The organism is Pseudomonas sp. CFBP 5748 (genome assembly GCF_053850495.1).
In genome coordinates, this window is the sequence record NZ_JBSPTN010000004.1 from 475,216 (window position 1) to 497,636 (window position 22,421).

A 22,421-nucleotide genomic window follows, 5' to 3' on the forward strand; every position below is an offset into this window, starting at 1 on the left:
CCCATCAGTCGATCCGAGCCACCTTCGGCTACGCGGTTTCCCATCAGTCGATCCGAGCCACCTTCGGCTACACGGTTTTCAATCAGTCGATCCGAGCCACCTTCGGCTACACGGTTTCCCATCAGTCGATCCGAGCCACCTTCGGCTACGCGGTTTCCCATCAGGCGATCCGAGCCGCCTTCGGCTACGCGTTTTTCGATCAGGCGATCCGAACCACCCTCAGCGAACGTAGGTTGAACAAAAGAAGTCGCGAACGCATTGCCGAGGGACAGTGCCAGAAGCGAGCCAACGAGAGTTTTGCTGAAAGTGTTCATGTCCTGATCCTTTTTATTCGTGAATGAAGTGAGTTAGACGGTGACGTGCAAACGGACGTCGACGTTGCCGCGTGTCGCGTTGGAGTACGGGCAAACCTGGTGAGCCGCGTCGACCAGCGCTTGAGCATCGGCTTGATCCAGACCTGGCAGGTTGATGTGCAGATCGATGTCCAGACCGAAACCACCAGGGATCTGGCCGATGCCGACGTGTGCCGTGATCGAGGCGTCAGCAGGAATGCTGCGTTTGCTCTGGCTGGCGACAAACTTCAATGCGCCGATGAAGCAGGCCGAGTAGCCGGCTGCGAACAACTGCTCAGGGTTGGTGGCTTCACCACCGGCGCCGCCCAAGGCTTTTGGAGTGGCCAATTTCACGTCGAGAATCTTGTCGCTGGAAACAGCACGGCCATCACGGCCACCGGTGGAGGTTGCGACTGCGGTATAGAGAACGTTCATGGTGTTTCCTCTCTTGCTGATTGATTTGATCGTTTGGTTTGCGCTAAATGTTTGTGCGCTAACCAGTTGAGTTAAAGTTAACGGGCAAATAGTTTGCGCGCAAGATAAATTTTTGAAAATTTACCGATTTGTATTTAACTAGTTGATATAAAAGGAAATTTATTTTTAGGTGTCGCAGTGCTGCCTACCCGCGTGGGCCGCGAGATGAGCCAAGGGGAAGGAGGTGCTAGGGGGTATCAGCAGGGACAGTGCAGTTGCAGGCCTTCGGGGAGAGGGCGTTCAGCAGCAGAATGGTGGGTTCTCGATCGTTCCCACCACGCTTCCGCCAGCCCACACATCCTTGCGCCTTTGCCTACAACAACGCCAGAACCCACCTGCTTGTACGCCCTGTCCCCGGGTTCTATTGTTTTCTGCCACTGCCCATCATCGTATTTGCCACATGAAACGGCCACGCATCAGCGATTTTAAACATCAGAGTTATAGCGGTGAACGAGGCATAACATGATCCCCCATTCTATTGACGAGTTTTCCATGAAGACTTCCAAGCCCACTCCAAAGCCCTTGCTTGCAGCTCAGTACCAAGCGGAAGCCCGCCGTCTGGCTGGTTGCGCGACCAGTATTGAGCGCCAATTCTTGTCGGTTAGCCTTGACAAGGGTAAGCAGCTTGAACCCGTTGGCCGAATGGCTGGTGTCAGAACCTGAGTTCTGCCGATACAAAAAGACCGCCGAATTGGCGGTCTTTTTGTTTTTTAATTCCGATTAATGATGCAAAGCCAATCCGACTAAGCAACAGCCACTCGATTCCGCCCTAGCGCCTTCGCTCGATACAGGGCCTTATCCGCATCGTTCATCAAGCTGTGAAGATCCTTATTACAGGCCTCCGTCGATGCAACGCCGAGGCTGGCTGATATGCAGTGCACGGGCTCGATCACCAAGGCTGCGATCGTATCAATGAGCCGCTCTGCAATCTGGGTGGCGACTTCGATGGAAGTGTTCGGCAGCAGAATGGCGAATTCTTCACCACCTAGCCGGCCATGGATGTCCGTTGCCCGAAACGACGAACTGATGACCTCTCCCATTTGGCGCAAAACCTGATCCCCCACCTGATGGCCGTAGGTGTCGTTGATGTGCTTGAAGTGATCCATGTCCAACATGACCGCGCATAACCCTTGCCGCTTGGCCTTACATTCGTTGTAAAGCTGCTGGGCATGCTCGAAAAAAGCCCGACGACTTTTCAGGCCAGTCAGTTCATCGGTTTGTGCGGCGCGGGTTGAAATGCTGTTCGCCTGTTCCATTTCACGGGTGAGTCGAAAGGCGATTTCCAGTGCCTGGGACATTTTGTGTGTGGCGCGGGCAGCAAATGCCGCGAACACCAAGATCGAAAGTGCCATGCCGACTTGAATCGGCGACGGTTGAAACAGCAGCCAGGCGGTGCACGGGAATAGCACCAGGCCAATGGAGACCAAAGTCATATCGCGGTAAGCCGAGTAGCAGGACACCGCGCTGACGGACATGCCGACCGTAAAGAGCATGACCAACGCCTGCGACAACAGGTCGTCCGCCGGCATGACAACGAACGCGCCACCGCCCCAAATGCTGGCGGATAACACCAGCGTGACCCAATATTTGCGCTCCCAATGTTGAGGCGTGCGCTGACTTTCGTCGCTGCGGAAATAGGCAACAAACATCGCGATACGCAACAGCGTCGAGCCGGTCAGTATGGCCAGCCACCAGAAAATAGCGCCGTGTTCAAAACGATCCCAGCACAGCCAACTCAGCATGATGGCAGCAAGGTAACTACCCAAAACCGCAGAAACGGATTGGCGAAACAGTTGCTGCAATCGGTCAGTTCGCACCTGCTCGGCTATTACAAAATCCTGGCCATTGCGCAATCTTGGGCCATCCATTTGAACCACCTGGTTATGACGCAACAAAAAAACGATTGTGGCACCCTGCCATTAGCGCAAACAACTGAATTACGCTCTTGGCCACAACCAGGTTCCAATATCTCGATTAAAACTGAACCCCGTGGCGAGAGCTTGCTCCCGCTAGGCTACAAAGCAGCCTTAACCACTGCGCGGACAAACCGCATCTTCTGTTTTACAAGGGATCGGCAATCAAGCTGGAATCAATCCGCCAAAAGAAAAACCCGACGCTTTACGTCGGGTTTTTCGTGGGGTACGACTTTTCGCTTGTCCTATCGCTTGTCCTATCGCTTCTTCTTAGCGATAGAGGTCAGCGGCCCTTGGCAGACTGCGGCCAAAAACGGCCACTCAAACGCAGCTTATTCCGACCCGCGAGTGAGTCACGGGTGCAAAAGGGATGGAGCGCAATGTTGAATGAGCGAGAGCAAGCCCGATGTGCTCATTGTTTACGGGTTACTCGACTTGCGACAGCTTGGCGTCGTCGCAACCGGCAGCACGGCACTCGCGCTCGACAGCCTTGAGTATGACGATACGTGCCTCGGTCTTCTCATTGGCACAGTCCAGGTAGAGCAGGCCATCGTTGGAACAGGCGCTGTCACGATTTTTGATCCATTGGATTTGAGCGGCTTTCACCTTTTTCTTTTGCTCCGGGTTCAGAGCACTCATCGTCTTCTTGTATTGATCGTTGATGTCCTGATCCGACTGAACCATTTTCAGCGACGCGCAATAGGTTCTGTCATAGGCGTTTCTAGGGTTATCGCAACTCATCGCAGATGCCGATGCTGATGCCATTGCCAGCAATGCCCCAACCAACAAAGACTTGATCACTCACTTCTCTCCCTGAATGCCCTCTATTCATTAGAGGTCGCGGTGGGGAATTTATCATGAGGGTTGTAGAACAATGAAGCAGATCCTATGGTTCATTCGGCCCGAAAAATAGGCAAATGCAGATAGAGGGTCGGGAGCCGGTGATTGCTGAAAAGGGTTGCGTCGTTCCCGCCGCCTTCCTCCTAGCGGAGCAAGCTCTCTCGCCACGAGCCAGTGACATCTCGAGCATAAAAAACGGGCCTGCATTCCCATGCAGGCCCGTTTTTTTACCACTCAATCAGCTCAAAAAGCCGGCAAAACCGCCCCTTTGTACTTCTCAAGAATAAAAGCCTTCACTTCCGGCGTATGCAGCGCCGCCACCAGCTTCTTCATCGCCTCACTGTCCTTGTCATCCTCACGAGCCACCAGGATGTTCACATAAGGCGAGTCGTTACCTTCAATCACCAGCGCATCCTTGGAAGGATCAAGCTTGGCCTCCAACGCATAGTTGGTATTGATCAGCGCCAGATCCACCTGAGTCAGTACCCGCGGAATGGTCGCCGCTTCCAGTTCACGGAACTTCAGATCCTTCGGGTTCTCGGTGATGTCTTTGGTAGTCGACAGGATGTTGTTCGAATCCTTCAACTTGATCACCCCGGCCTTCGCCAGCAGCAACAGCGCACGGCCGCCGTTGGTGGCGTCGTTCGGGATGACCACGTTGGCGCCGCCCGGCAGTTCGGTAAGGGCCTTGTACTTGCTGGAGTACGCGCCCAGGGGTTCCAGGTGCACACCGGCCACGCTCACCAGGTGCGTGCCCTTGGCCTTGTTGAACTCATCCAGGTATGGCTGGTGCTGGAAGAAGTTGGCGTCCAGGCGCTTTTCGGCGACCTGTACGTTCGGCTGGATGTAGTCGGTGAAGACTTTGACCTTGAGGTCCACGCCTTCTTTGGCCAGGGCAGGTTTGACGAATTCGAGGATTTCCGCGTGCGGCACCGGCGTTGCGGCGACGGTCAGGGTGTCGGCGGCGTGGGCGGAAAACGCTGCGGCGGCAGCGAAGGCAACCAGTAGTTTCTTCATTCAGCTAACTCCTTTTGAGGCGCCTGCTCTCGGCGCCTGCCAGCGAATGGCCGGCTCATGGTTTATTGGCCGCGAGGCCTTATTTTCTAGAAAAATGTACAACCAGTTTGTCGCCCACGGTTTGCAGGACTTGGACCAGCACCAGCAGCAACACCACCGTGACCACCATGACATCGGTCTGGAAGCGCTGGTAACCGAAACGGATCGCCAGGTCGCCCAAACCACCGGCGCCGACCACACCGGCCATGGCCGTGTAGGACACCAGCGTAATCGCTGTCACCGTAATCGCGGCAAAAATGCCCGGACGGGCTTCCGGCAGCAAGGCGTTGACGATGATCTGCCGAGTCGTCGCGCCCATGGCCTGGGTCGCTTCGATGATGCCGCGATCGACTTCGCGCAAGGCGGTTTCCACCAACCGCGCGAAGAACGGCGTCGCGCCGACCACCAGAGGCGGGATCGCACCGGCCACGCCCAGCGAAGTGCCGGTAATCAATACCGTGAACGGGATCATCACGATCAACAGGATGATGAACGGCAGCGAGCGCAGGATGTTGACGACCAGCGACAGCAGCGCATAAACGCCGCGGGCTTCGAGCAACTGGCGCGGGCTGCACAGGAACAGCAGCACCCCCAGCGGCAGGCCGAGCAGCACGGTGAACAACAGCGAGCCGAACAGCATCAGGAAGGTATCGCCCGTCGCCAGCCAGATTTCCAGCCAGTCGATGTTGGAGAAAAACGAATTCAACAGGTCCATCAGCGCAGCACCTCCATGTGGACATCAGCCGCGGTGAAGCGGGCAAACGCCGCCTCCATGTCACCGCCGGTGATGGCGAGGGTCAGTTGCCCGTAGGGGGTGTCTTTGATGCGGTCGATGCGGCCGGCCAGGATGCTGTAGTCCACGCCGGTTTCCCGGGCGACGGTGCCGAGTAACGGCGCGTAGGTCGCTTCGCCCTGGAACGTCAGACGCACGATGCGCCCCGGCACGTGGGCAAAATCGTCGCGCTGTTCGCTTTCGTCGATCTGTTCGTCTTCCTGGACGAAACGTTTGGTGGTCGCGTGCTTGGGGTGCAGGAACACCTCGGCCACCGGCCCTTGCTCGACGATCACGCCGGCGTCCATCACCGCTACCTGATCGCAGACGCGGCGGATCACGTCCATTTCATGGGTGATCAACACGATGGTCAGCTTCAGTTCGCGGTTGATCTCCGCCAGCAGCTGCAGCACCGATGCGGTGGTTTGCGGGTCGAGGGCGCTGGTGGCTTCGTCGCACAGCAAAATCTTGGGCTTGGTCGCCAGGGCGCGGGCGATGCCGACGCGCTGCTTCTGGCCACCGGACAATTGCGCCGGGTATTTGCGGGCGTGGTCGGACAAACCCACCCGCGCCAGCAACTCGGCGACGCGCTGATCGATTTCGCTGCGGGACAATTCGCCCGCCAAGGTCAGCGGCAGCGCGACGTTGTCGGCCACGGTCTTGGAGGCCAGCAGGTTGAAGTGCTGGAAAATCATCCCGACCTGCTGCCGGAAGCGCCGCAGGCCGCTGGCGTCGAGGGCGGTGACTTCTTCGCCGTCGACGATGATCTTGCCGCCACTGGAGTCTTCCAGGCGATTGATCAGGCGCAGCAGGGTACTTTTTCCCGCACCGGAATGGCCAATCAGGCCGAAGACCTGACCGTTCTCAATCGTCAGACTGGTCGGGTGCAGGGCGGGGATATCCCTACCGGCGACCCGGTAGGTTTTATGGACGTTTTGAAACTCGATCACGTAGCGAACCTTGTGGGGCGCGTTGGAAAAGGATCAGCGGTTAGCCGGGCGCGCATTTTAGCCTGTCCGTATAGAGGTTCTTAGCATTTATTTGCGATCAGACCTGTCATTTGGCAATAACGCGATCAAAGGCCATAAAAAAGGAACACGGCCAAACGGCATCGGTCACTCATTAAGCAACTCGAAAATGCCCGGGTATCGACCTGCGGTATCGAACTCAGAGTCCTGGCCATGGCGGGGATCGCAAAGAGGAGTTATGCCTGATGAGTAACAAAAAAACCACGGTCAACAAGAGCCAACTGGCCGGGACCGATACGCTGGATCGCGGCAACACCAATACCAAGCTCGAAAGTCTGGAACAATTTCGCTCCGACGCCACCGAACAGGCCCTGCGCACCAATCAGGGTGTGAAAATCGCTGATAACCAGAACACCCTCCGGGCCGGGGCGCGCGGTCCCTCGCTGCTGGAAGACTTCATCATGCGTGAGAAAATCACGCATTTTGACCATGAACGCATCCCGGAACGTATCGTTCACGCCCGCGGCACCGGCGCCCATGGTTATTTCCAAACCTATGAAGCGCATTCGGCGCTGACCAAAGCCGGTTTCCTACAGGATCCGAGCAAAAAGACCCCGGTATTCGTGCGTTTTTCCACTGTGCAAGGGCCCCGGGGGTCCGGCGACACCGTGCGCGACGTGCGTGGCTTTGCGGTGAAGTTCTTCACTGACGAAGGCAACTTCGACTTGGTGGGCAACAACATGCCGGTGTTTTTCATCCAGGACGCGGTCAAGTTCCCCGACTTTGTCCACGCGGTGAAACCCGAGCCCCACAATGAAATTCCTACCGGCGGCTCGGCTCACGACACCTTCTGGGATTTTGTCTCGCTGGTGCCGGAATCGGCGCACATGGTGATCTGGGCGATGTCCGACAGGGCGATCCCGAAAAGCCTACGTAGCATGCAGGGCTTTGGGGTGCACACCTTCCGTATGATCAACGCCGAAGGCCGTAGCAGTTTCGTCAAGTTCCACTGGCGTCCCTCGGCAGGCACCTGCTCGCTGGTGTGGGACGAAGCCCAGAAACTGGCCGGTAAAGACACCGACTATCACCGTCGCGATCTTTGGGAGGCGATCGAGATGGGGGACTACCCGGAATGGGAATTTGGCGTACAAATCATCGCTGAAGAAGACGAGCACAAGTTCGACTTCGACCTGCTCGACCCGACCAAGCTGATCCCGGAAGAACTCGTCCCTATTACACCTTTGGGCAAGATGGTGCTGAACCGCAACCCGGACAATTTCTTTGCCGAGGTTGAGCAAGTTGCGTTCTGCCCCGGGCACATCGTGCCGGGCATCGACTTTTCCAACGACCCGTTGCTGCAAGGTCGGCTGTTTTCCTACACCGATACGCAAATCAGCCGACTCGGTGGGCCGAACTTTCATGAACTGCCGATCAACCGTGCTATCACCCCGGTGCACAACGGCCAGCGTGACGGCATGCACCGCAGCACCATCGACAAGGGGCGCACGTCCTACGAGCCGAACTCCATCGATGGCGGCTGGCCGAAGGAAACCCCGTCCGGCCCTGAGGACGGTGGTTTTGAAAGCTATCCGGAGCGCATCGACGCGTACAAGATTCGCCAGCGCAGCGAGTCGTTCGGCGATCATTTCTCCCAGGCGCGGCTGTTCTACCAGAGCATGAGCGCCCACGAGCAGGAGCACATCATCGCGGCCTACAGCTTCGAGTTGGGCAAAGTCGAGCGGGAGTTCATTCGGGCGCGGCAGGTCAATGAGATCCTCGCCAACATCGACTTGGAACTGGCGGCGCGGGTGGCGAAAAACCTCGGATTGCCAGCTCCCACCGCCGGCACCGTCGATGTACCGAAGCCCTCGCTGGAGAAATCCCCGGCCTTGAGCCAGGCGAACCTGCTTCCCGGGGACATCAAGACCCGCAAGGTGGCGGTGCTGGTGGCCAACGGTGTCGATGGCGCGATCATCGAGGCGCTCAAAAAAGCTCTGAAGGCTGAGGGGGCTCACGCCAAGGTGCTGGGGCCGACCTCTGCGCCGGTCACCACTGCCGCCGGGAAGACGCTACCCGTGGATGCGTCGATGGAAGGGCTGCCCTCGATTGCCTTTGACGCGGTGTTCGTACCGGGCGGTGCGCAATCGATCAAGGCCTTGAGTGCCGATGGGGTGGCGTTGCATTACGTGCTGGAGGCTTACAAGCACTTGAAAGCCATCGCGCTGAATGGCGAAGCGCGGCAGTTGTTGGTGCTGTTGAAACTGGAGGCGGATGCGGGGTTGATTCCTGACGCGGATGCCAGCAAATTCCCGGCATTTTTTGCGGCGATTGCTCAGCATCGGGTGTGGGCGCGGGAGCCTAAGGCTAAGGCGATTCCGGCTTGAGGGTAGTCTGAAAGGGCTTTATTGCGGGTAGGACGTCATCGCGGGCAAGCCTTGCTTACACAGGTATCGAATGGACCTGCGGGTAAGCCTTGCTCGCGATTGCAGACCACCAGTCAACCTGTTCGTTAACTGATCCACCGCTTTCGCGAGCAAGCCCGCTCCCACAGGGGGTTAGGTTTCTGCTGGATCAAGCCGCTGGCTGATCCAGCTCCAACCCAACGCCCAACTGGCGCGACAGGCACGGCCAGCGCTTCCAGGCAGCGCCGGTGTCCGGGCTGTTGAGCTTTTCCCGATACGATTCCACCGACTCCAGCGCAAAGCTGTCTTCGTCGAGCATTTCATCCACCGCGTGGTGCACGGCTTCATCCAACTGGTTGGCGAACGGTTCGCCGATCAAATGGTGGGCGATCAGGTTGGCGACGGTCATGTCCAGTGGGATCAGTGGCTGGCTGAAATGCTTGATGTACAAATCGTTGACCTCCTCCACCAGCCGGTGCGCCAGGTAGGCTTCATCCAACAGGCTGTCCAGGCCGACGTGACCTTCCATCAACTTGGGTGGCTGGAGGAAAAACTGCTCGGCGATTTTCAGCACCGGCTTGATCTGCGATTCAATACCGGCCTCGCGAGCCACCTCGTTGGCGGCGTCCAGCAGGTCGGGCACCTGCTCGATATAAGCGGTGACAAAGCGGGTCATGACGCCCTTGGCATCAACGTCTGGCAGTTGAATGGCTGCATGCAAGCTCGGCAACTGGGCTTCCAGCTGACGGGTCAACTGGCCGGTCTCGGCTTCATGTTGTTGGGCTTTTTGGATCTGCTCGCGCAATGCGGCGGTGTTCATGACAACTCCAGGAAACAAAGGCAATGAAATAGGGAAGACATAACTTAGCTGGCGCAAAAACACTCCTAAGACCTATTTTGCATAACTGCCTCTTCCTTGATACGACATCAGTTATATCGATTTGCCATCACGCAGTTCGCATCCTTCTCCATTCGCGGGCTCTAGCGCAAGCCCCGTCTGTTTCAAACGATTTACGCCATCGCGTTGCGAGGTTGCAGTCGCTGTCTATACTCGGTTCTGAATGGAGTTAGCTGATGACACCCGATGCACAAGCAGCAAGGCACGGCGGTCGAGTTCGTAGTCTGTTGTAACCGCTCCCTTGCCGCAGGCGTTAAGCCTACGGGATAACAAGAACGATAAGGGGAACCCGCAATGACGCGACATCCACACGTATGGATGGGCCTCCTGTTGTGGTCGATTTTCAGCCAGGCGCAAGCGGCCTGGACTGTGAATATGGCGCCTGGAGCGACACAGATCAGCAACGCAGTGTTCGACTTGCACATGACCATTTTCTGGATCTGTGTAGTCATCGGCATCATCGTCTTCGGCGCCATGTTCTGGTCGATGATCATGCACCGCCGTTCAACCGGCCAAAATGCCGCTCATTTTCACGAAAACACCCGGGTCGAAATTCTCTGGACCATCGTGCCCTTCCTGATCCTGGTGCTGATGGCGATTCCTGCCACCGCCACCCTGATCAAGATGTACGACTCCAGCGAGTCGGACATCGATATCCAGGTCACCGGCTATCAATGGAAGTGGCACTACAAGTACCTGGGCCAGGACGTCGAGTTCTTCAGCAACCTGGCCACCCCCGCCGAACAAATCCATAACCAGAGCGCCAAGGGCGAACATTACCTGTTGGAAGTCGACAAGCCGCTGGTGCTGCCGGTCGATGCCAAGGTGCGCTTTTTGGTGACCTCCGCCGACGTGATCCACTCCTGGTGGGTGCCGGCCTTCGCGGTCAAGCGCGATGCGATTCCCGGGTTCGTCAACGAAGCCTGGACCCGCGTCGACAAGCCCGGCCTGTACCGCGGCCAGTGCGCCGAGCTGTGCGGCAAGGACCACGGGTTCATGCCGATCGTGGTGGAGGTCAAGAGCAAGCCCGACTATGAAAAGTGGCTGGGCGAGCGCAAGGCCGAGGCCGCGCAGCTTAAAGAGCTGACCAGCAAGGAATGGACCCAGCAGGAGCTCATCGAGCGCGGTGACAAGGTCTACCACACCACCTGCGTGGCCTGTCACCAGGCCGAAGGCCAGGGCCTGCCGCCGATGTTCCCGGCACTCAAGGGCTCGAAAATCGCCACCGGGCCTGTGGCTGACCACCTGAACATTGTCTTCCACGGCAAACCCGGCACCTCCATGGCCGCATTCGGCAAGCAGTTGTCGGAAGTCGATATCGCCGCGGTCGTGACCTATGAACGTAACGCCTGGGGCAACAACAAGGGCGACATGGTTACGCCCAAACAAGTGCTGGAACTCAAACAGGCGGAAAGCAAATGAGCCGGCCTGATGCTTGTTCCTGCAGCCGGTCGGGGCTCAGCGCCCCGCGCCGTCCAGCCCACTCGTTCGAAGGAGACAGGACATGAGTGCTGTGATCGATGACCACGGTCATGCCGGTGCCGACCACGCCCACGGCCCCGCCAAGGGCCTGATGCGCTGGGTACTGACCACCAACCACAAAGATATCGGCACGCTGTATTTGTGGTTCGCGTTCTCGATGTTCCTGCTGGGCGGCTCGTTCGCCATGGTGATCCGCGCCGAGCTGTTCCAGCCCGGCTTGCAGATCGTGCAGCCGGAATTCTTCAACCAGATGACCACCATGCATGGCCTGGTGATGGTTTTCGGCGCGGTGATGCCGGCCTTCGTCGGCCTCGCCAACTGGATGATCCCGCTGATGATCGGCGCACCAGACATGGCGCTGCCACGGATGAACAACTTCAGCTTCTGGCTGTTGCCGGCGGCGTTCCTGATGCTGGTGTCCACACTGTTCACACCCGGCGGCGGGCCGAACTTCGGCTGGACCTTCTACGCGCCGCTGTCCACCACCTATGCGCCGGAAAGCGTGACGTTCTTCATCTTTGCCATCCACCTGATGGGCATCAGTTCGATCATGGGCGCGATCAACGTGGTCGCCACCATCCTCAACCTGCGCGCCCCCGGCATGACCTTGATGAAAATGCCGCTGTTCGTCTGGACCTGGCTGATCACCGCGTTCCTGCTGATTGCGGTAATGCCGGTGCTGGCCGGCTGCGTGACGATGATGCTGATGGACATCCACTTCGGCACCAGCTTCTTCAGTGCCGCCGGCGGCGGTGACCCGGTGCTGTTCCAGCACGTGTTCTGGTTCTTCGGTCACCCCGAGGTGTACATCATGATCCTGCCGGCCTTCGGTGCCGTCAGCTCGATCATCCCGGCGTTCTCGCGCAAGCCGTTGTTCGGCTACACCTCGATGGTCTACGCCACGGCGGCCATTGCGTTCCTGTCGTTCATCGTCTGGGCGCACCACATGTTCGTGGTGGGCATTCCGCTGGTGGGCGAGCTGTTCTTCATGTACGCCACCCTGCTGATCGCCGTGCCCACCGGGGTGAAGGTGTTCAACTGGGCCAGCACCATGTGGCAAGGCTCACTGACCTTCGAAACGCCGATGCTGTTTGCCGTGGCGTTCGTGATCCTGTTTTCCATTGGCGGTTTCTCCGGGCTGATGCTGGCCATCGCACCGGCGGACTTCCAGTACCAGGACACCTACTTCGTGGTCGCGCACTTCCACTATGTGTTGGTGCCTGGCGCGATCTTCGGGATCTTCGCCTCGGCCTACTATTGGCTGCCGAAGTGGACCGGCCACATGTATGACGAAACCCTTGGCAAGCTGCATTTCTGGTTGTCGTTCGTCGGCATGAACCTGGCGTTCTTCCCGATGCACTTCGTCGGCCTGGCGGGCATGCCCCGGCGGATCCCCGACTACAACCTGCAATTCGCCGACTTCAACATGGTTTCGTCCATCGGCGCATTCATGTTCGGCACCACGCAGATCTTCTTCCTGTTCATCGTGATCAAGACCATCCGTGGCGGCGAACCGGCACCGGCCAAGCCGTGGGATGGGGCCGAAGGGTTGGAGTGGAGCGTGCCTTCGCCGGCGCCGTATCACACCTTCACTACGCCGCCGGAAGTGAAATAGATGATACCGGGGCCCTATGTGGGAGCGAGCTTGCTCGCGATAGCGGTGTGTCTGACACACCGCGCTGCCTGCATCGCGAGCAAGCTCGCTCCCACAGGGTGCTTGGTAGGGGCTGGAAATCATGGCTGACTCGATCTCGCTGAAGAAGCTGGTCACTCGCCTGCTGATGGTGGTGGTGGCCATGTTTATCTTCGGCTTTGCCCTGGTGCCGATCTACGACGTGATGTGCAAGGCGTTTGGCATCAACGGCAAGACCGCCGGGCAGTACGAAGGTGAGCAAACCGTCGATGAATCACGGCAGGTTCGCGTGCAGTTCCTGTCGACCAACTCAGTGGACATGGTCTGGGACTTCTACCCCAAGGGCGATGAACTGGTGGTCCGGCCGGGGGCGGTGAACGAGATGGTCTTCGTCGCCCACAACCCCACCAACCGGCCGATGAGCGCCCAGGCGGTGCCGAGCATCGCGCCGAGCAACGCGGCGGCCTATTTCCACAAGACCGAATGTTTTTGTTTTACCCAGCAAGTGCTGCAACCCGGCGAACGTATCGAAATGCCCATGCGCTTCATCGTTGACCGGGACATGCCCAAGGAAGTGAAGCACCTGACGCTGTCCTACACGCTGTTCGATATCACCGCTCGTCATCCACCGGTGGCTGTAAACACTGACCGATAGCGTGCCCGATAAGGAGAACAATAAATGGCAACTCACGAACACTATTACGTTCCGGCCCAGAGCAAATGGCCGATCATCGCCACGGTCGGGATGTTCGTCACGGTGTATGGCCTGGCGACCTGGTTCAACGACCTGAAGGCGGCGCGCCCGGAATCCCATGGCCCGCTGATCTTTTTCGTCGGCGGCCTGCTGGTGGCCTACATGCTGTTCGGCTGGTTCGGCGCGGTGATCAAGGAAAGTCGCGCCGGGCTCTACAGTGCGCAGCTCGATCGCTCGTTCCGCTGGGGCATGAGCTGGTTCATCTTTTCCGAAGTAATGTTCTTCATCGCCTTCTTCGGTGCGCTGTTCTATGTGCGCAACATCTCGGCGCCAGGCCTGGCGGGTGAAGGGACCAAGGGCCTGTCGCACATGCTCTGGCCGAGCTTCGAGTTCGCCTGGCCCTTGCTGAACAACCCCGACCCGAAACTCTTTCCGGCGCCCAAGGACGTCATCAGCCCCTGGGGCTTGCCGCTGCTCAATACCATCCTGCTGGTCAGCTCCAGCGTGACCGTCACCATCGCCCACCACGCCCTGAAAAAAGGCCATCGCGGCGCGCTGAAAGTCTGGCTGGCGATCACTGTCCTGCTGGGTTGTGCCTTCCTGGGCTTCCAGGCCGAGGAATACATCCACGCCTATAAGGAACTGGGCCTGACCCTGGGCTCGGGTGTCTACGGCGCAACGTTCTTCATGCTCACCGGGTTCCACGGCGCCCACGTCACCATCGGCACGATCATCCTGTTCGTCATGCTGATGCGGATCATGCGCGGGCATTTCGACAACGAGCACCAGTTCGGCTTCGAGGCTGCAAGCTGGTACTGGCACTTCGTCGATGTGGTGTGGATCGGCTTGTTCGTCTTCGTCTACGTGCTCTGAAACCAGCGTTACCAGGGCGCGTGGGAGACCAACTGGCCGCTGAAAAAACCCCAGGCAATCAAGCCGACGGTGGCGGCAGCCAGGCTGACCCGAATCGCCAGGGCGATGACCAGGCGATTGGAACTGCTGTCGTCCTTGACCAGAAAAAACAGACCGCTGAACAGGCTGGCAATCGTGGCAATCAGCATCAGGACGATGGCTGCTTTTAGCATTAGGGACACTCCGGGGGGATGCAATGCACGTGAGTATAGCTATCCCGTTCGACGGCTTTCGGACGGTGCCATGAAACACTTCCGGCCGGGCGTCGTGCCGTCTCTGGTGGTCGCTGTTCTAGTGCCGGTCATGGTGTGCCTGGGGTTCTGGCAATTGAGCCGGGGCGAACAAAAGCGTGTGCTCATGGACAGTTATGCCGAGCGCCGCGTGGCGCCGCCGCTGGACAGCACGCAGTTGCAACAAACGCCGGATCCGGCTTTTCGACCGGTCAGCCTGCACGGCCAGTTCGACACCGAGCACAGCATCCTTTTGGACAACCGTCAGCACGACGGCAAGGTCGGCGTCGAATTGCTGCAACCGTTTCTCGACCAGGCAACCGGGTTGTGGCTGCTGGTCAATCGCGGCTGGATACCCTGGCCCGACCGCCGCACCCCGCCAGTCTTCAACACACCTGAAGCACCTGTGAGCCTTCAAGCCTGGGTCTACGTTGCACCGGGCGCCACGTTCCAATTGCACGCCGATCCGGCCGATGCACCGTGGCCGCGACTGGTCACCGCCATCGAGCCGGGCAAGCTCTGGGCCGAACTGGGCCGCAACGGTTTCACATACGAGTTACGCCAACAAAACGGCCCCGGCGCCTACCGGACCGATTGGCCCGTGGTGGCCATGGGGCCGGAAAAACACCTCGGTTATGCCGTGCAGTGGTTCGCCATGGCGGCGGCGCTGTTTGGCCTGTTCCTTTATCTCGGATGGCACAACGCAGGGAGACACCATGGGAAGCACCATGAATCCAACCAACACGTCTGAGGCGCCCAACCGTCGCAAGGGCCGCGTGCAATTGCTGCTGATCGTGCTCGGGGTGATCGGCCCGATGATTCTCGCCACCGGCATGTACAAATTCCAGTTCTGGGTGCCGGAAAGCCGCAGCTACCACGGCGAACTGATTGGCAACGGCCAGACCCGCGCCGAAATTGGCGTACAGGCCGATGAACAGCGCTGGCAGATCCTGGTCACCGCACCGCAGGAATGCTCGGTGGATTGCCGGCAACTGGTGTACCTGGCCCGCCAGGTGCAGATCGGCCTGGGCCGCGAAGCCGGTCGCGCCAGTCATGCCCTGGCCATCGCACAACCGCTGGATGCGGAATATGACGCGCAACTGCAGCGCGAATACCCGCAACTGCAACGCTATCCACTGGACCTGCCGGCCTATCAGAAAGGCGCCCAGGGCTCTGGCGGCGCGCAACTGTGGATTATCGATCCCCACAGCAACCTGGTGCTGCGCTACGACGCCCGGGTCAAGGGCAAGGACTTGCTCAACGACCTGCGCCACCTGCTGAAACTGTCGAACATCGGATGAGGGCATCGACATGGCCAAACCTGGATTTCGCCTCGCGCTGTTTGCCACGTTGCTGGCACTGATCGTCGTACTGCTGGGCGCCTACACCCGGCTGACCCACGCGGGCCTCGGTTGCCCGGACTGGCCCGGTTGCTACGGTTTTATCAGCGTGCCCAAGAGCGAAGCCCAACTGGCCCATGCCGAGTTGCATTATCCCGACGCCCCGGTGGAAGCCCACAAGGGCTGGAACGAAATGGTCCATCGCTACTTCGCGGGCGCCCTGGGGCTAATGATTACCGTGCTGGCCGCCCGGGCCTGGATGAACCGTCGTCACCCCGGTCTACCCTTGAAGCTGCCGCTGTTTCTACTGGCCGTGGTCTTTGCGCAAGCGGCGTTCGGCATGTGGACCGTGACCCTGAAACTCTGGCCGCAAGTGGTCACCGGGCACTTGCTGGGCGGGTTCGCGACGTTGAGCCTGCTGTTTCTGCTGACCTTGAGATTGTCCGGCGTACTGCCGGCGCTGACTGTGCCCAAGCGCCTGCAACATTGGGCGACGGCCGGGCTGCTGCTGGTGATCGGCCAGATCGCCCTGGGCGGCTGGGTCAGCTCCAATTACGCGGCGGTGGCCTGCATTGATTTCCCCACCTGCCACGGCCAATGGCTGCCACCAGCCGATTTCGCCAATGGCTTTCACCTGACCCAGCACATCGGCCCCAACTACCTGGGCGGCCAGCTCGACAGCGATGCGCGCACAGCCATCCACCTGACCCATCGCATTGGCGCATTGCTGGTGACGCTGGTGCTACTGGGGCTGGCCTGGCAACTCAAGGCGGTTGGCATGACCCGCCTGGCCGGGCTGGTGTTGATCGCCCTGGCGGCGCAGATCACCCTGGGCATCAGCAACGTGCTGTTCCATCTGCCGTTGCCGGTGGCGGTCGCTCATAACGCCGGGGGCGCCGCGCTGCTGCTGACCCTGGTGCTGGTCAATTATCACGCCCGTACCAGCCTGGTCCGGGTCAAGCATCACGTCCCGCTGCGCTGGCGCTTCTACCCGCATAAACACAGCGCCAGTCCCATAACAATAAAAGGAGAGATGCCATGGCAACCCTGACCGGTGAACGCCACAACCAGGCGATCTGGCGCGACTATCTGGAGCTGACCAAGCCCAAAGTGGTGGTGCTGATGCTGATCACCTCGCTGGTCGGCATGTTCCTCGCCACCCGCGCCGGGGTGCCGTGGACGGTCCTGGTATTCGGCAACCTGGGGATCGCCCTGTGTGCCGGTGGCGCGGCGGCAGTCAACCATGTGGTGGACCGGCGCATCGACGCGGTGATGGCCCGCACCCACAAACGACCCTTGGCCGAGGGACGCATCTCACCGGCCGCCGCACTGACCTTCGCCCTGGCGCTGGCAGTGGCCGGCCAGGCCATGCTGCTGGCGTTCACCAACCCGCTGACCGCCTGGCTGACCCTGGCCTCGTTGCTGGGGTATGCGGTGGTCTACACCGGTTTCCTCAAACGGGCGACACCGCAGAACATCGTCATCGGCGGCCTCGCCGGTGCGGCGCCACCGCTGTTGGGTTGGGTGGCCGCCACCGGTCACGTCAGCGCCGAACCGCTGTTGCTGGTGCTGATCATCTTCGCCTGGACCCCGCCGCATTTCTGGGCCCTGGCGATTCACCGCAAGGAGGAATACGCCAAGGCGGACATCCCGATGTTGCCGGTGACCCACGGCGAGCACTACACCAAGATCCATATCCTGCTGTACACCCTGGTGCTGCTGGCGGTGAGCCTGATGCCGTTCGTGATCCAGATGAGCGGGATGCTCTATCTTGTCTGCGCTCTCGTATTGGGCGCCAGGTTCCTGCAATGGGCCGTGGTGTTGTACCGTGGCAGTCGGCCGCACGCGGCGATCAACACCTTCAAGTACTCTATCTGGTACTTGTTCCTGCTGTTCATCGCCCTGCTTGTAGATCATTACTTACTGTTGAGCCTATGACTCGAACCCAGAAAACCGTCTTCATCCTCGCGGCCGTGATCGCTGTGATCCTCGGCCTGACCATCAACAAAGTACTGTCCGGCAGAGGCCAGGGCGACCCGACTGCGCTGATCGATGCCGGCATCATCCTGCTGCCCCAGAGCCGCAACCTGCCGGACGTGAAAATGACCGACCAGGACGGCCAGCCCGTGGCGATGGACGGGTTGAAAGGCAAATGGAGCCTGCTGTTCTTCGGCTACACCTTCTGCCCGGACATCTGCCCGACCACCCTCGCCCAACTGCGCCAGATCAAAAGCGAACTGCCGCCCGAGGCTGTGGATAAGTTGCAGATCGTACTGGTGAGCGTCGACCCGAACCGCGACACGCCCAAGCAACTCAAGCAGTACCTGGGTTACTTCGACCCGCAGTTCAAAGGCCTGACCGCCTCGTCGGTTGAAGACCTGCAGAAACTGGCGAATGCGGTGAGCATTCCGTTCATTCCGGCGGACACCAGCAAACCCAACTACACGGTTGATCACAGCGGCAACCTGGCCGTCATCGGCCCGGACGGCACCCAACGTGGGTTTATTCGTGCGCCATTGAATAACCAGAAACTGGTGGCGCAGTTGCCGGAGATGCTCAAGCGTAAATAACGCCACGACGAGAGCGCTTGCTCCCACCGCCATTCTCCTGTGGGAGCGAGCTTGTTGGCGATGAAATCGACGCGGTTCCAGACCAAAACAAGTCTCCCGCATCGCCGGCAAACCTCGCTCCTACAGCCCCCACCTACACACCTCCACCAAGCCACGCATCCTTGCGCCTTTGCCTACAACTACGCCAGAATCCGCCCGCTTGTGCGCCTTTTCCCTGGGTTCTATTGTCTCTCCTGCCACTGCCCATCAGTGGTCGGGTTTAGTAGCCCGAGGTAATCGAAGTTGTACAAGCGCTTCTCAAACAGGGCCCAACCCCTGTTCTTGATGGTGGCTGTACGCAGGGCGCTTAGGCGCGCCGGCTTCTTCGGTTCCCCGGTCTACTAACCTGCGTACAGCTACCACCCCATTGTTTAGTAGCTTCGGGGTGTCGGCACCACATCAGGAACCGAAGCGTATGTTCAAAGTATCCCCGAATCCGCCAGAAGCAGATTCCACCTCTACATCCGCAAAATCCAAAGCCAAGAAGCAAGACGAAACCACCAAACGCGTGCTCGATCACTACTTGCTACCGAAACCGGACAAATCTCAAGACGACCCCAAACCTGGGCAGGTATTCACCATCGTGAAAGGCCTCGATAACGAATGCTTGCTCGCGAATCTCAGTGAAACCCTGGCTTCGGCTGATGCGATGATTAATGACTTGGCGTTTGAGTTGGATGGATCGCGGCGTCATATTGCGCTTGGTATTCAGCAGTTGATTGAGCTGAGTTCGTTGCTGGCGAATCAGGTGTTGGATAACGTGGAGCCGAGACGGTAGTCAATAATATTCAAAGAAAAACCCGACGCCTGTGCCGGGTTTTTTCTTCACCCGCAAACACGGGGGAGCAATTTCTGCTTTCCTTAAATTTTTAGCCAATGACCCCCTCCTTTCCAGCGACAGTTACAAACGACGATAAGCAGACACGTGTATGCCTTATGTTGGTGCCTTGCCTTCACATTGATGCAACGGTGCATCAGACGATATTTTTAGGCCGAATTCGTAGCGCATGTTCTTGAAATACACGTCCATCTGGTGCTTTATGGGTTCTTACGACTAAGGCATAATGCCATTATCAAAATTTAGCAAGGAAGCACGCTTCTATGGAAATTACGATTTCAATTCCAGTATTTCCTACTCTCGATTTGAGTGCGAAATTCACATACCTGATCGGTAACAACGGCGTAGGGAAGAGCCGCATGCTTGAGCATAATGCCAAGAAAATCTCCCTTCGACAGGATGTTGTGGTCATTGCATCAGGCCTGACTGATAAATTTCGATTTGGCAGGACAGTTAGAAAAGAAAAACAAGGGAGCTATACCTATTTAGGTAATCGTACTGTTGGAAACGCAAGCCATATAACTACTCTTTCTGCGAATGCAGTGTTGCATTATGTGGAGAGCCTAAAGAGGGGAACTTCTTCCATATTATCTGATTTTTTGATTAGGCTTGGTTTTGATCCAATTGTTTATGTAACACCCCGTACCACCAAGAAGATACGCGCAGAAGACGCAGGCTTTAATCGTTCAGTCCTTGACGACACCTTCGTTGAGCAGCACTCAAAAGTTCTGGCGAATCCTGTCAAACCTTTTTCATTATCGATCAGTAAACGTGATGAGCAAATAAATTTTATTGATCTCAGCTCTGGCGAGCAAAATATCATATCGACAGCACTAAAAATTATTTCAAACTTAAGGGAAGGCGTTATTTTTTTTGTAGACGAACCCGAAATTAGTCTGCACTTGGAGTGGCAGTTAGCTTGGCCGAGCCTTGTACATCGTATTATTTCCAGTACTAATAATTGCCGAATGATAGTTGCCACACACTCTCCGGTGCTGATATCAAGCGCAATGGCCGTGGGGGCTAATTGTTTTAATATGGAGCAAGGTAGCGGCTTGAGGGTGATAACGAGGGAAGATATCAATGTTGAAATGCTGATGCTCAAGGAGTTCCATACTTACACGCCAAAGAACAAAGCGTTGTTTGAAGAGTTCGCCAGAATTCTAAGCATGGCTATTGATCATGTTAATGATAGTACGTATACAAAAAGCAGTATAAAGGCTGAGCTTGGCGCGCTAAAAAAGCGAATCCAAGACCTTTCTACCTCTGACGCTGACAGCCTGGGTGTAACAGGAGCAGCGGAAGAGTTTGAAGGAGCAGTGCTAGAAATATTGAACAGGAACGGTAACCATGCTTAAACCTGTAAGCAGTAGTCGTGCCGGCTTCGTAAAAAGCTTGTACAGCAGGTCAATAAAATATCACCGTGAAGCACTAAGCTGTATTTTGGAATACAGGTCGGCCGCACATAATCAGTTTCCTCCGCGGAAAAGTATCTGGAGCAAGTTTTACGAAGAGGCCAGAGGCAAGTACATACATAAAAAACTTAGCAAACACTTGCTTGAACGACAGAAGTCTCTGTGCTGTTATTGTCGCGACAGGATCTTCCACGGAAAAAACTCTAATATTGAACACATCTTACCAATCAAGCATTATCCGATGTTTGCTTTTGATTATAACAACCTAGCTCTCGCATGCGTCACGTGCAATGCCTTGAAGAGCGACAATGATTTTTATCGTGTCAAAAATCTTTCTGGTAATTACAAAGCCAATTTGTTCGATTGCCTTCATCCAATCTTCCATACTTACGATGAACATGTTGACTTTCTAAAGCTTCAGACCAATCACATTTACGTGCGGGTTTTTCGTTTCAGATCAAGCCTTGGCGAGAGATTATGCTCTGAACACTTGAAACAAGTTTCCCTATTCAATATCAAAGAGCAGGCAAATCCTACCGTCGCAGAAGCAGTTAAAAAGCTCGGCGAACATCTAGATGGAAAACCGGGCTACGAAAGCGCCGCCTCAACTCTCAAACGGCTTGCCGCAAACATTTAAATGGAAAAAAGAGAGACAGGTTTATTTCCAACAAATAGCAAATGATTCTGTCCCCTTTTCAGTCAACGCAGGATGCACCAACCGCTGTCGCCCGGCGCAACTGCGACATGACGTTCCCCGCCGTAATCACCGCTGCAGGCGACATTGGACAGTTGCTCGCTGCCAGCGCCTCTGCAACCCAGGTATTGCAGGTATAAAACAGCGAATAGCGACCCTCGGCCTGGAAGAACCGGCTCTCTCCATACAGGCCAGGCCCGAGTACCACCAAGGTGCCCGTCGCTGAGTGGGTGAAGGTCCCGGCCACGAACGCGAGCAGTCGTTGGTAGCCGTCCCCCGTCACCCGCACCTCGATGACCTCGCTTGCGGCGAAACGCCGCCTGGGGTCCCCATCAATCTTCACCGCATGCAGCACGGTTGCCTTCGACCCGAACAAGGCTCGCAGGGCGAGGCTCAAGGTGGCCTGTGGGGCTCGGTAAAAATCCTCGTCACCCCAACCGAACTCAACGAAGTCGCCGTCGCTGAATTCTTCAGCCAGTGCGGGAAGCACTTGAAGTAGATCGGGGCGCGCAATTATCAACCCGGTATGCAGGCCATGATTCACTACATAGAAGGACCGCCAATCGCCACCCTCGCCCCTCGGCGGGTCCGACGCGGTAGCGCAGCCGAACAGCGTGAGGACCAGGGCCAGCACTACAATGCGCATACACAAGGGCTTGGAGGCTCGCTAACGAAACGTGGGAAAACCCCAGCAGGGGTTGGCGCTATATCTCGGCCAGAGGCAACCATGGTGCTTAGACACCCAAAGCAGCAATACGCCACAAGATATCTCAGAGACCAAGCCTAGCACTCAAAGCTTGGGGCACTCGCCAACGCTCTCCCTGTAGAGCTGAACGATGGCCTTCTAAATGTCACCGGCGCGTGCGCTGACCACGACACGGAGCAAAGCCCTGGACTCGCTTGCCGGTAGTGCTATCGT

22 protein-coding genes and 1 pseudogene are annotated in these 22,421 nt (G+C 57.6%); 13 read left to right on the top strand and 10 right to left on the bottom strand.

The window, feature by feature from the left end; translation table 11 throughout:
• From ACWNZ1_RS12185 to ACWNZ1_RS12215, 7 genes and pseudogenes are all read right to left on the bottom strand, one after another.
• Positions 1–314, bottom strand: a pseudogene (locus tag ACWNZ1_RS12185) (phage infection protein); the annotation flags it as partial.
• Between the two features lie 33 nt (positions 315–347).
• Complete coding sequence (locus ACWNZ1_RS12190) at positions 348–767, bottom strand: organic hydroperoxide resistance protein (RefSeq protein ID WP_003196182.1); 420 nt, start codon at positions 765–767, stop codon at positions 348–350.
• 782 nt (positions 768–1,549) lie between these two features.
• Entirely contained in the window at positions 1,550–2,674 is a 1,125-nt protein-coding gene (locus ACWNZ1_RS12195; protein WP_280944573.1) for a GGDEF domain-containing protein, read from the bottom strand.
• A gap of 471 nt (positions 2,675–3,145) precedes the next feature.
• Positions 3,146–3,520, bottom strand: coding sequence for a lysozyme inhibitor LprI family protein (locus tag ACWNZ1_RS12200; protein WP_122567698.1), 375 nt, complete (start codon positions 3,518–3,520; stop codon positions 3,146–3,148).
• 282 nt (positions 3,521–3,802) lie between these two features.
• On the bottom strand, positions 3,803–4,576 hold the full coding sequence (locus ACWNZ1_RS12205; RefSeq protein ID WP_072407698.1) for a MetQ/NlpA family ABC transporter substrate-binding protein: 774 nt from the start codon (positions 4,574–4,576) through the stop codon (positions 3,803–3,805).
• 79 nt (positions 4,577–4,655) lie between these two features.
• Complete coding sequence (locus tag ACWNZ1_RS12210; protein WP_135842982.1) at positions 4,656–5,330, bottom strand: methionine ABC transporter permease; 675 nt, start codon at positions 5,328–5,330, stop codon at positions 4,656–4,658.
• On the bottom strand, positions 5,330–6,337 hold the full coding sequence (locus ACWNZ1_RS12215; protein ID WP_135842983.1) for a methionine ABC transporter ATP-binding protein: 1,008 nt from the start codon (positions 6,335–6,337) through the stop codon (positions 5,330–5,332). Before ACWNZ1_RS12215 ends, ACWNZ1_RS12210 begins: the two co-directional genes overlap by 1 nt.
• A 263-nt stretch (positions 6,338–6,600) precedes the next feature.
• Between ACWNZ1_RS12215 and katE the strand changes: the two genes are divergently transcribed.
• Positions 6,601–8,739: a catalase HPII gene (gene katE / locus ACWNZ1_RS12220; protein ID WP_456027647.1), complete on the top strand. Its 2,139-nt coding sequence runs from the start codon at positions 6,601–6,603 to the stop codon at positions 8,737–8,739.
• A 187-nt stretch (positions 8,740–8,926) separates the two neighbouring features.
• Here katE and ACWNZ1_RS12225 read toward each other — a convergent pair whose 3' ends face one another.
• Complete coding sequence (locus tag ACWNZ1_RS12225) at positions 8,927–9,577, bottom strand: hypothetical protein (RefSeq protein ID WP_135843047.1); 651 nt, start codon at positions 9,575–9,577, stop codon at positions 8,927–8,929.
• Positions 9,578–9,949: 372 nt separating this feature from the next.
• Here ACWNZ1_RS12225 and coxB point away from each other — a divergent pair, with 372 nt between their 5' ends.
• The 4 genes from coxB to ACWNZ1_RS12245 all read left to right on the top strand — a co-directional run bounded on the left by coxB (position 9,950) and on the right by ACWNZ1_RS12245 (position 14,337).
• Positions 9,950–11,077 (top strand): cytochrome c oxidase subunit II, encoded by a 1,128-nt coding sequence (coxB, locus tag ACWNZ1_RS12230; protein WP_135843046.1) that lies wholly within the window; start codon positions 9,950–9,952, stop codon positions 11,075–11,077.
• A gap of 82 nt (positions 11,078–11,159) precedes the next feature.
• Positions 11,160–12,752 carry a cytochrome c oxidase subunit I gene (ctaD, locus tag ACWNZ1_RS12235; protein WP_135843045.1) on the top strand — a complete coding sequence of 531 codons (1,593 nt, stop codon included), beginning with the start codon at positions 11,160–11,162 and terminating at the stop codon, positions 12,750–12,752.
• A 121-nt stretch (positions 12,753–12,873) separates the two neighbouring features.
• On the top strand, positions 12,874–13,425 hold the full coding sequence (locus ACWNZ1_RS12240; RefSeq protein WP_135843044.1) for a cytochrome c oxidase assembly protein: 552 nt from the start codon (positions 12,874–12,876) through the stop codon (positions 13,423–13,425).
• 24 nt (positions 13,426–13,449) lie between these two features.
• The gene (locus ACWNZ1_RS12245; protein ID WP_256454004.1) at positions 13,450–14,337 is read left to right on the top strand and encodes a cytochrome c oxidase subunit 3; all 888 of its coding nucleotides are present in this window, start codon (positions 13,450–13,452) and stop codon (positions 14,335–14,337) included.
• An 8-nt stretch (positions 14,338–14,345) separates the two neighbouring features.
• Here the strand turns inward: ACWNZ1_RS12245 and ACWNZ1_RS12250 are convergent, their stop codons facing one another.
• A complete protein-coding gene (locus ACWNZ1_RS12250; protein ID WP_014335867.1) occupies positions 14,346–14,549 on the bottom strand; it encodes a twin transmembrane helix small protein in 204 nt (67 codons plus the stop codon).
• A 70-nt stretch (positions 14,550–14,619) separates the two neighbouring features.
• Between ACWNZ1_RS12250 and ACWNZ1_RS12255 the strand changes: the two genes are divergently transcribed.
• The 8 genes from ACWNZ1_RS12255 to ACWNZ1_RS12290 all read left to right on the top strand — a co-directional run bounded on the left by ACWNZ1_RS12255 (position 14,620) and on the right by ACWNZ1_RS12290 (position 21,445).
• Entirely contained in the window at positions 14,620–15,357 is a 738-nt protein-coding gene (locus ACWNZ1_RS12255) for an SURF1 family protein (RefSeq protein ID WP_135843042.1), read from the top strand.
• On the top strand, positions 15,323–15,907 hold the full coding sequence (locus ACWNZ1_RS12260; protein WP_456027648.1) for a hypothetical protein: 585 nt from the start codon (positions 15,323–15,325) through the stop codon (positions 15,905–15,907). The genes ACWNZ1_RS12255 and ACWNZ1_RS12260 overlap by 35 nt, the downstream gene beginning before the upstream one ends.
• A gap of 10 nt (positions 15,908–15,917) precedes the next feature.
• The gene (locus tag ACWNZ1_RS12265; protein WP_135843040.1) at positions 15,918–16,997 is read left to right on the top strand and encodes a COX15/CtaA family protein; all 1,080 of its coding nucleotides are present in this window, start codon (positions 15,918–15,920) and stop codon (positions 16,995–16,997) included.
• Positions 16,985–17,884 carry a heme o synthase gene (gene cyoE / locus ACWNZ1_RS12270; protein ID WP_135843039.1) on the top strand — a complete coding sequence of 300 codons (900 nt, stop codon included), beginning with the start codon at positions 16,985–16,987 and terminating at the stop codon, positions 17,882–17,884. The genes ACWNZ1_RS12265 and cyoE overlap by 13 nt, the downstream gene beginning before the upstream one ends.
• Positions 17,881–18,516: an SCO family protein gene (locus tag ACWNZ1_RS12275; protein WP_135843038.1), complete on the top strand. Its 636-nt coding sequence runs from the start codon at positions 17,881–17,883 to the stop codon at positions 18,514–18,516. The genes cyoE and ACWNZ1_RS12275 overlap by 4 nt, the downstream gene beginning before the upstream one ends.
• 454 nt (positions 18,517–18,970) lie before the next feature.
• Positions 18,971–19,333: a DUF6124 family protein gene (locus ACWNZ1_RS12280; RefSeq protein WP_280944585.1), complete on the top strand. Its 363-nt coding sequence runs from the start codon at positions 18,971–18,973 to the stop codon at positions 19,331–19,333.
• A 323-nt stretch (positions 19,334–19,656) separates the two neighbouring features.
• A complete protein-coding gene (locus ACWNZ1_RS12285; protein ID WP_280944584.1) occupies positions 19,657–20,751 on the top strand; it encodes an AAA family ATPase in 1,095 nt (364 codons plus the stop codon).
• The gene (locus ACWNZ1_RS12290; protein ID WP_280944583.1) at positions 20,744–21,445 is read left to right on the top strand and encodes an HNH endonuclease; all 702 of its coding nucleotides are present in this window, start codon (positions 20,744–20,746) and stop codon (positions 21,443–21,445) included. The genes ACWNZ1_RS12285 and ACWNZ1_RS12290 overlap by 8 nt, the downstream gene beginning before the upstream one ends.
• Before the next feature lie 58 nt (positions 21,446–21,503).
• On the opposite strand, the gene ACWNZ1_RS12295 is transcribed toward ACWNZ1_RS12290, so the two are convergent.
• The gene (locus ACWNZ1_RS12295; protein WP_280944582.1) at positions 21,504–22,148 is read right to left on the bottom strand and encodes a DUF2459 domain-containing protein; all 645 of its coding nucleotides are present in this window, start codon (positions 22,146–22,148) and stop codon (positions 21,504–21,506) included.
• Positions 22,149–22,421: the final 273 nt, after the last annotated feature.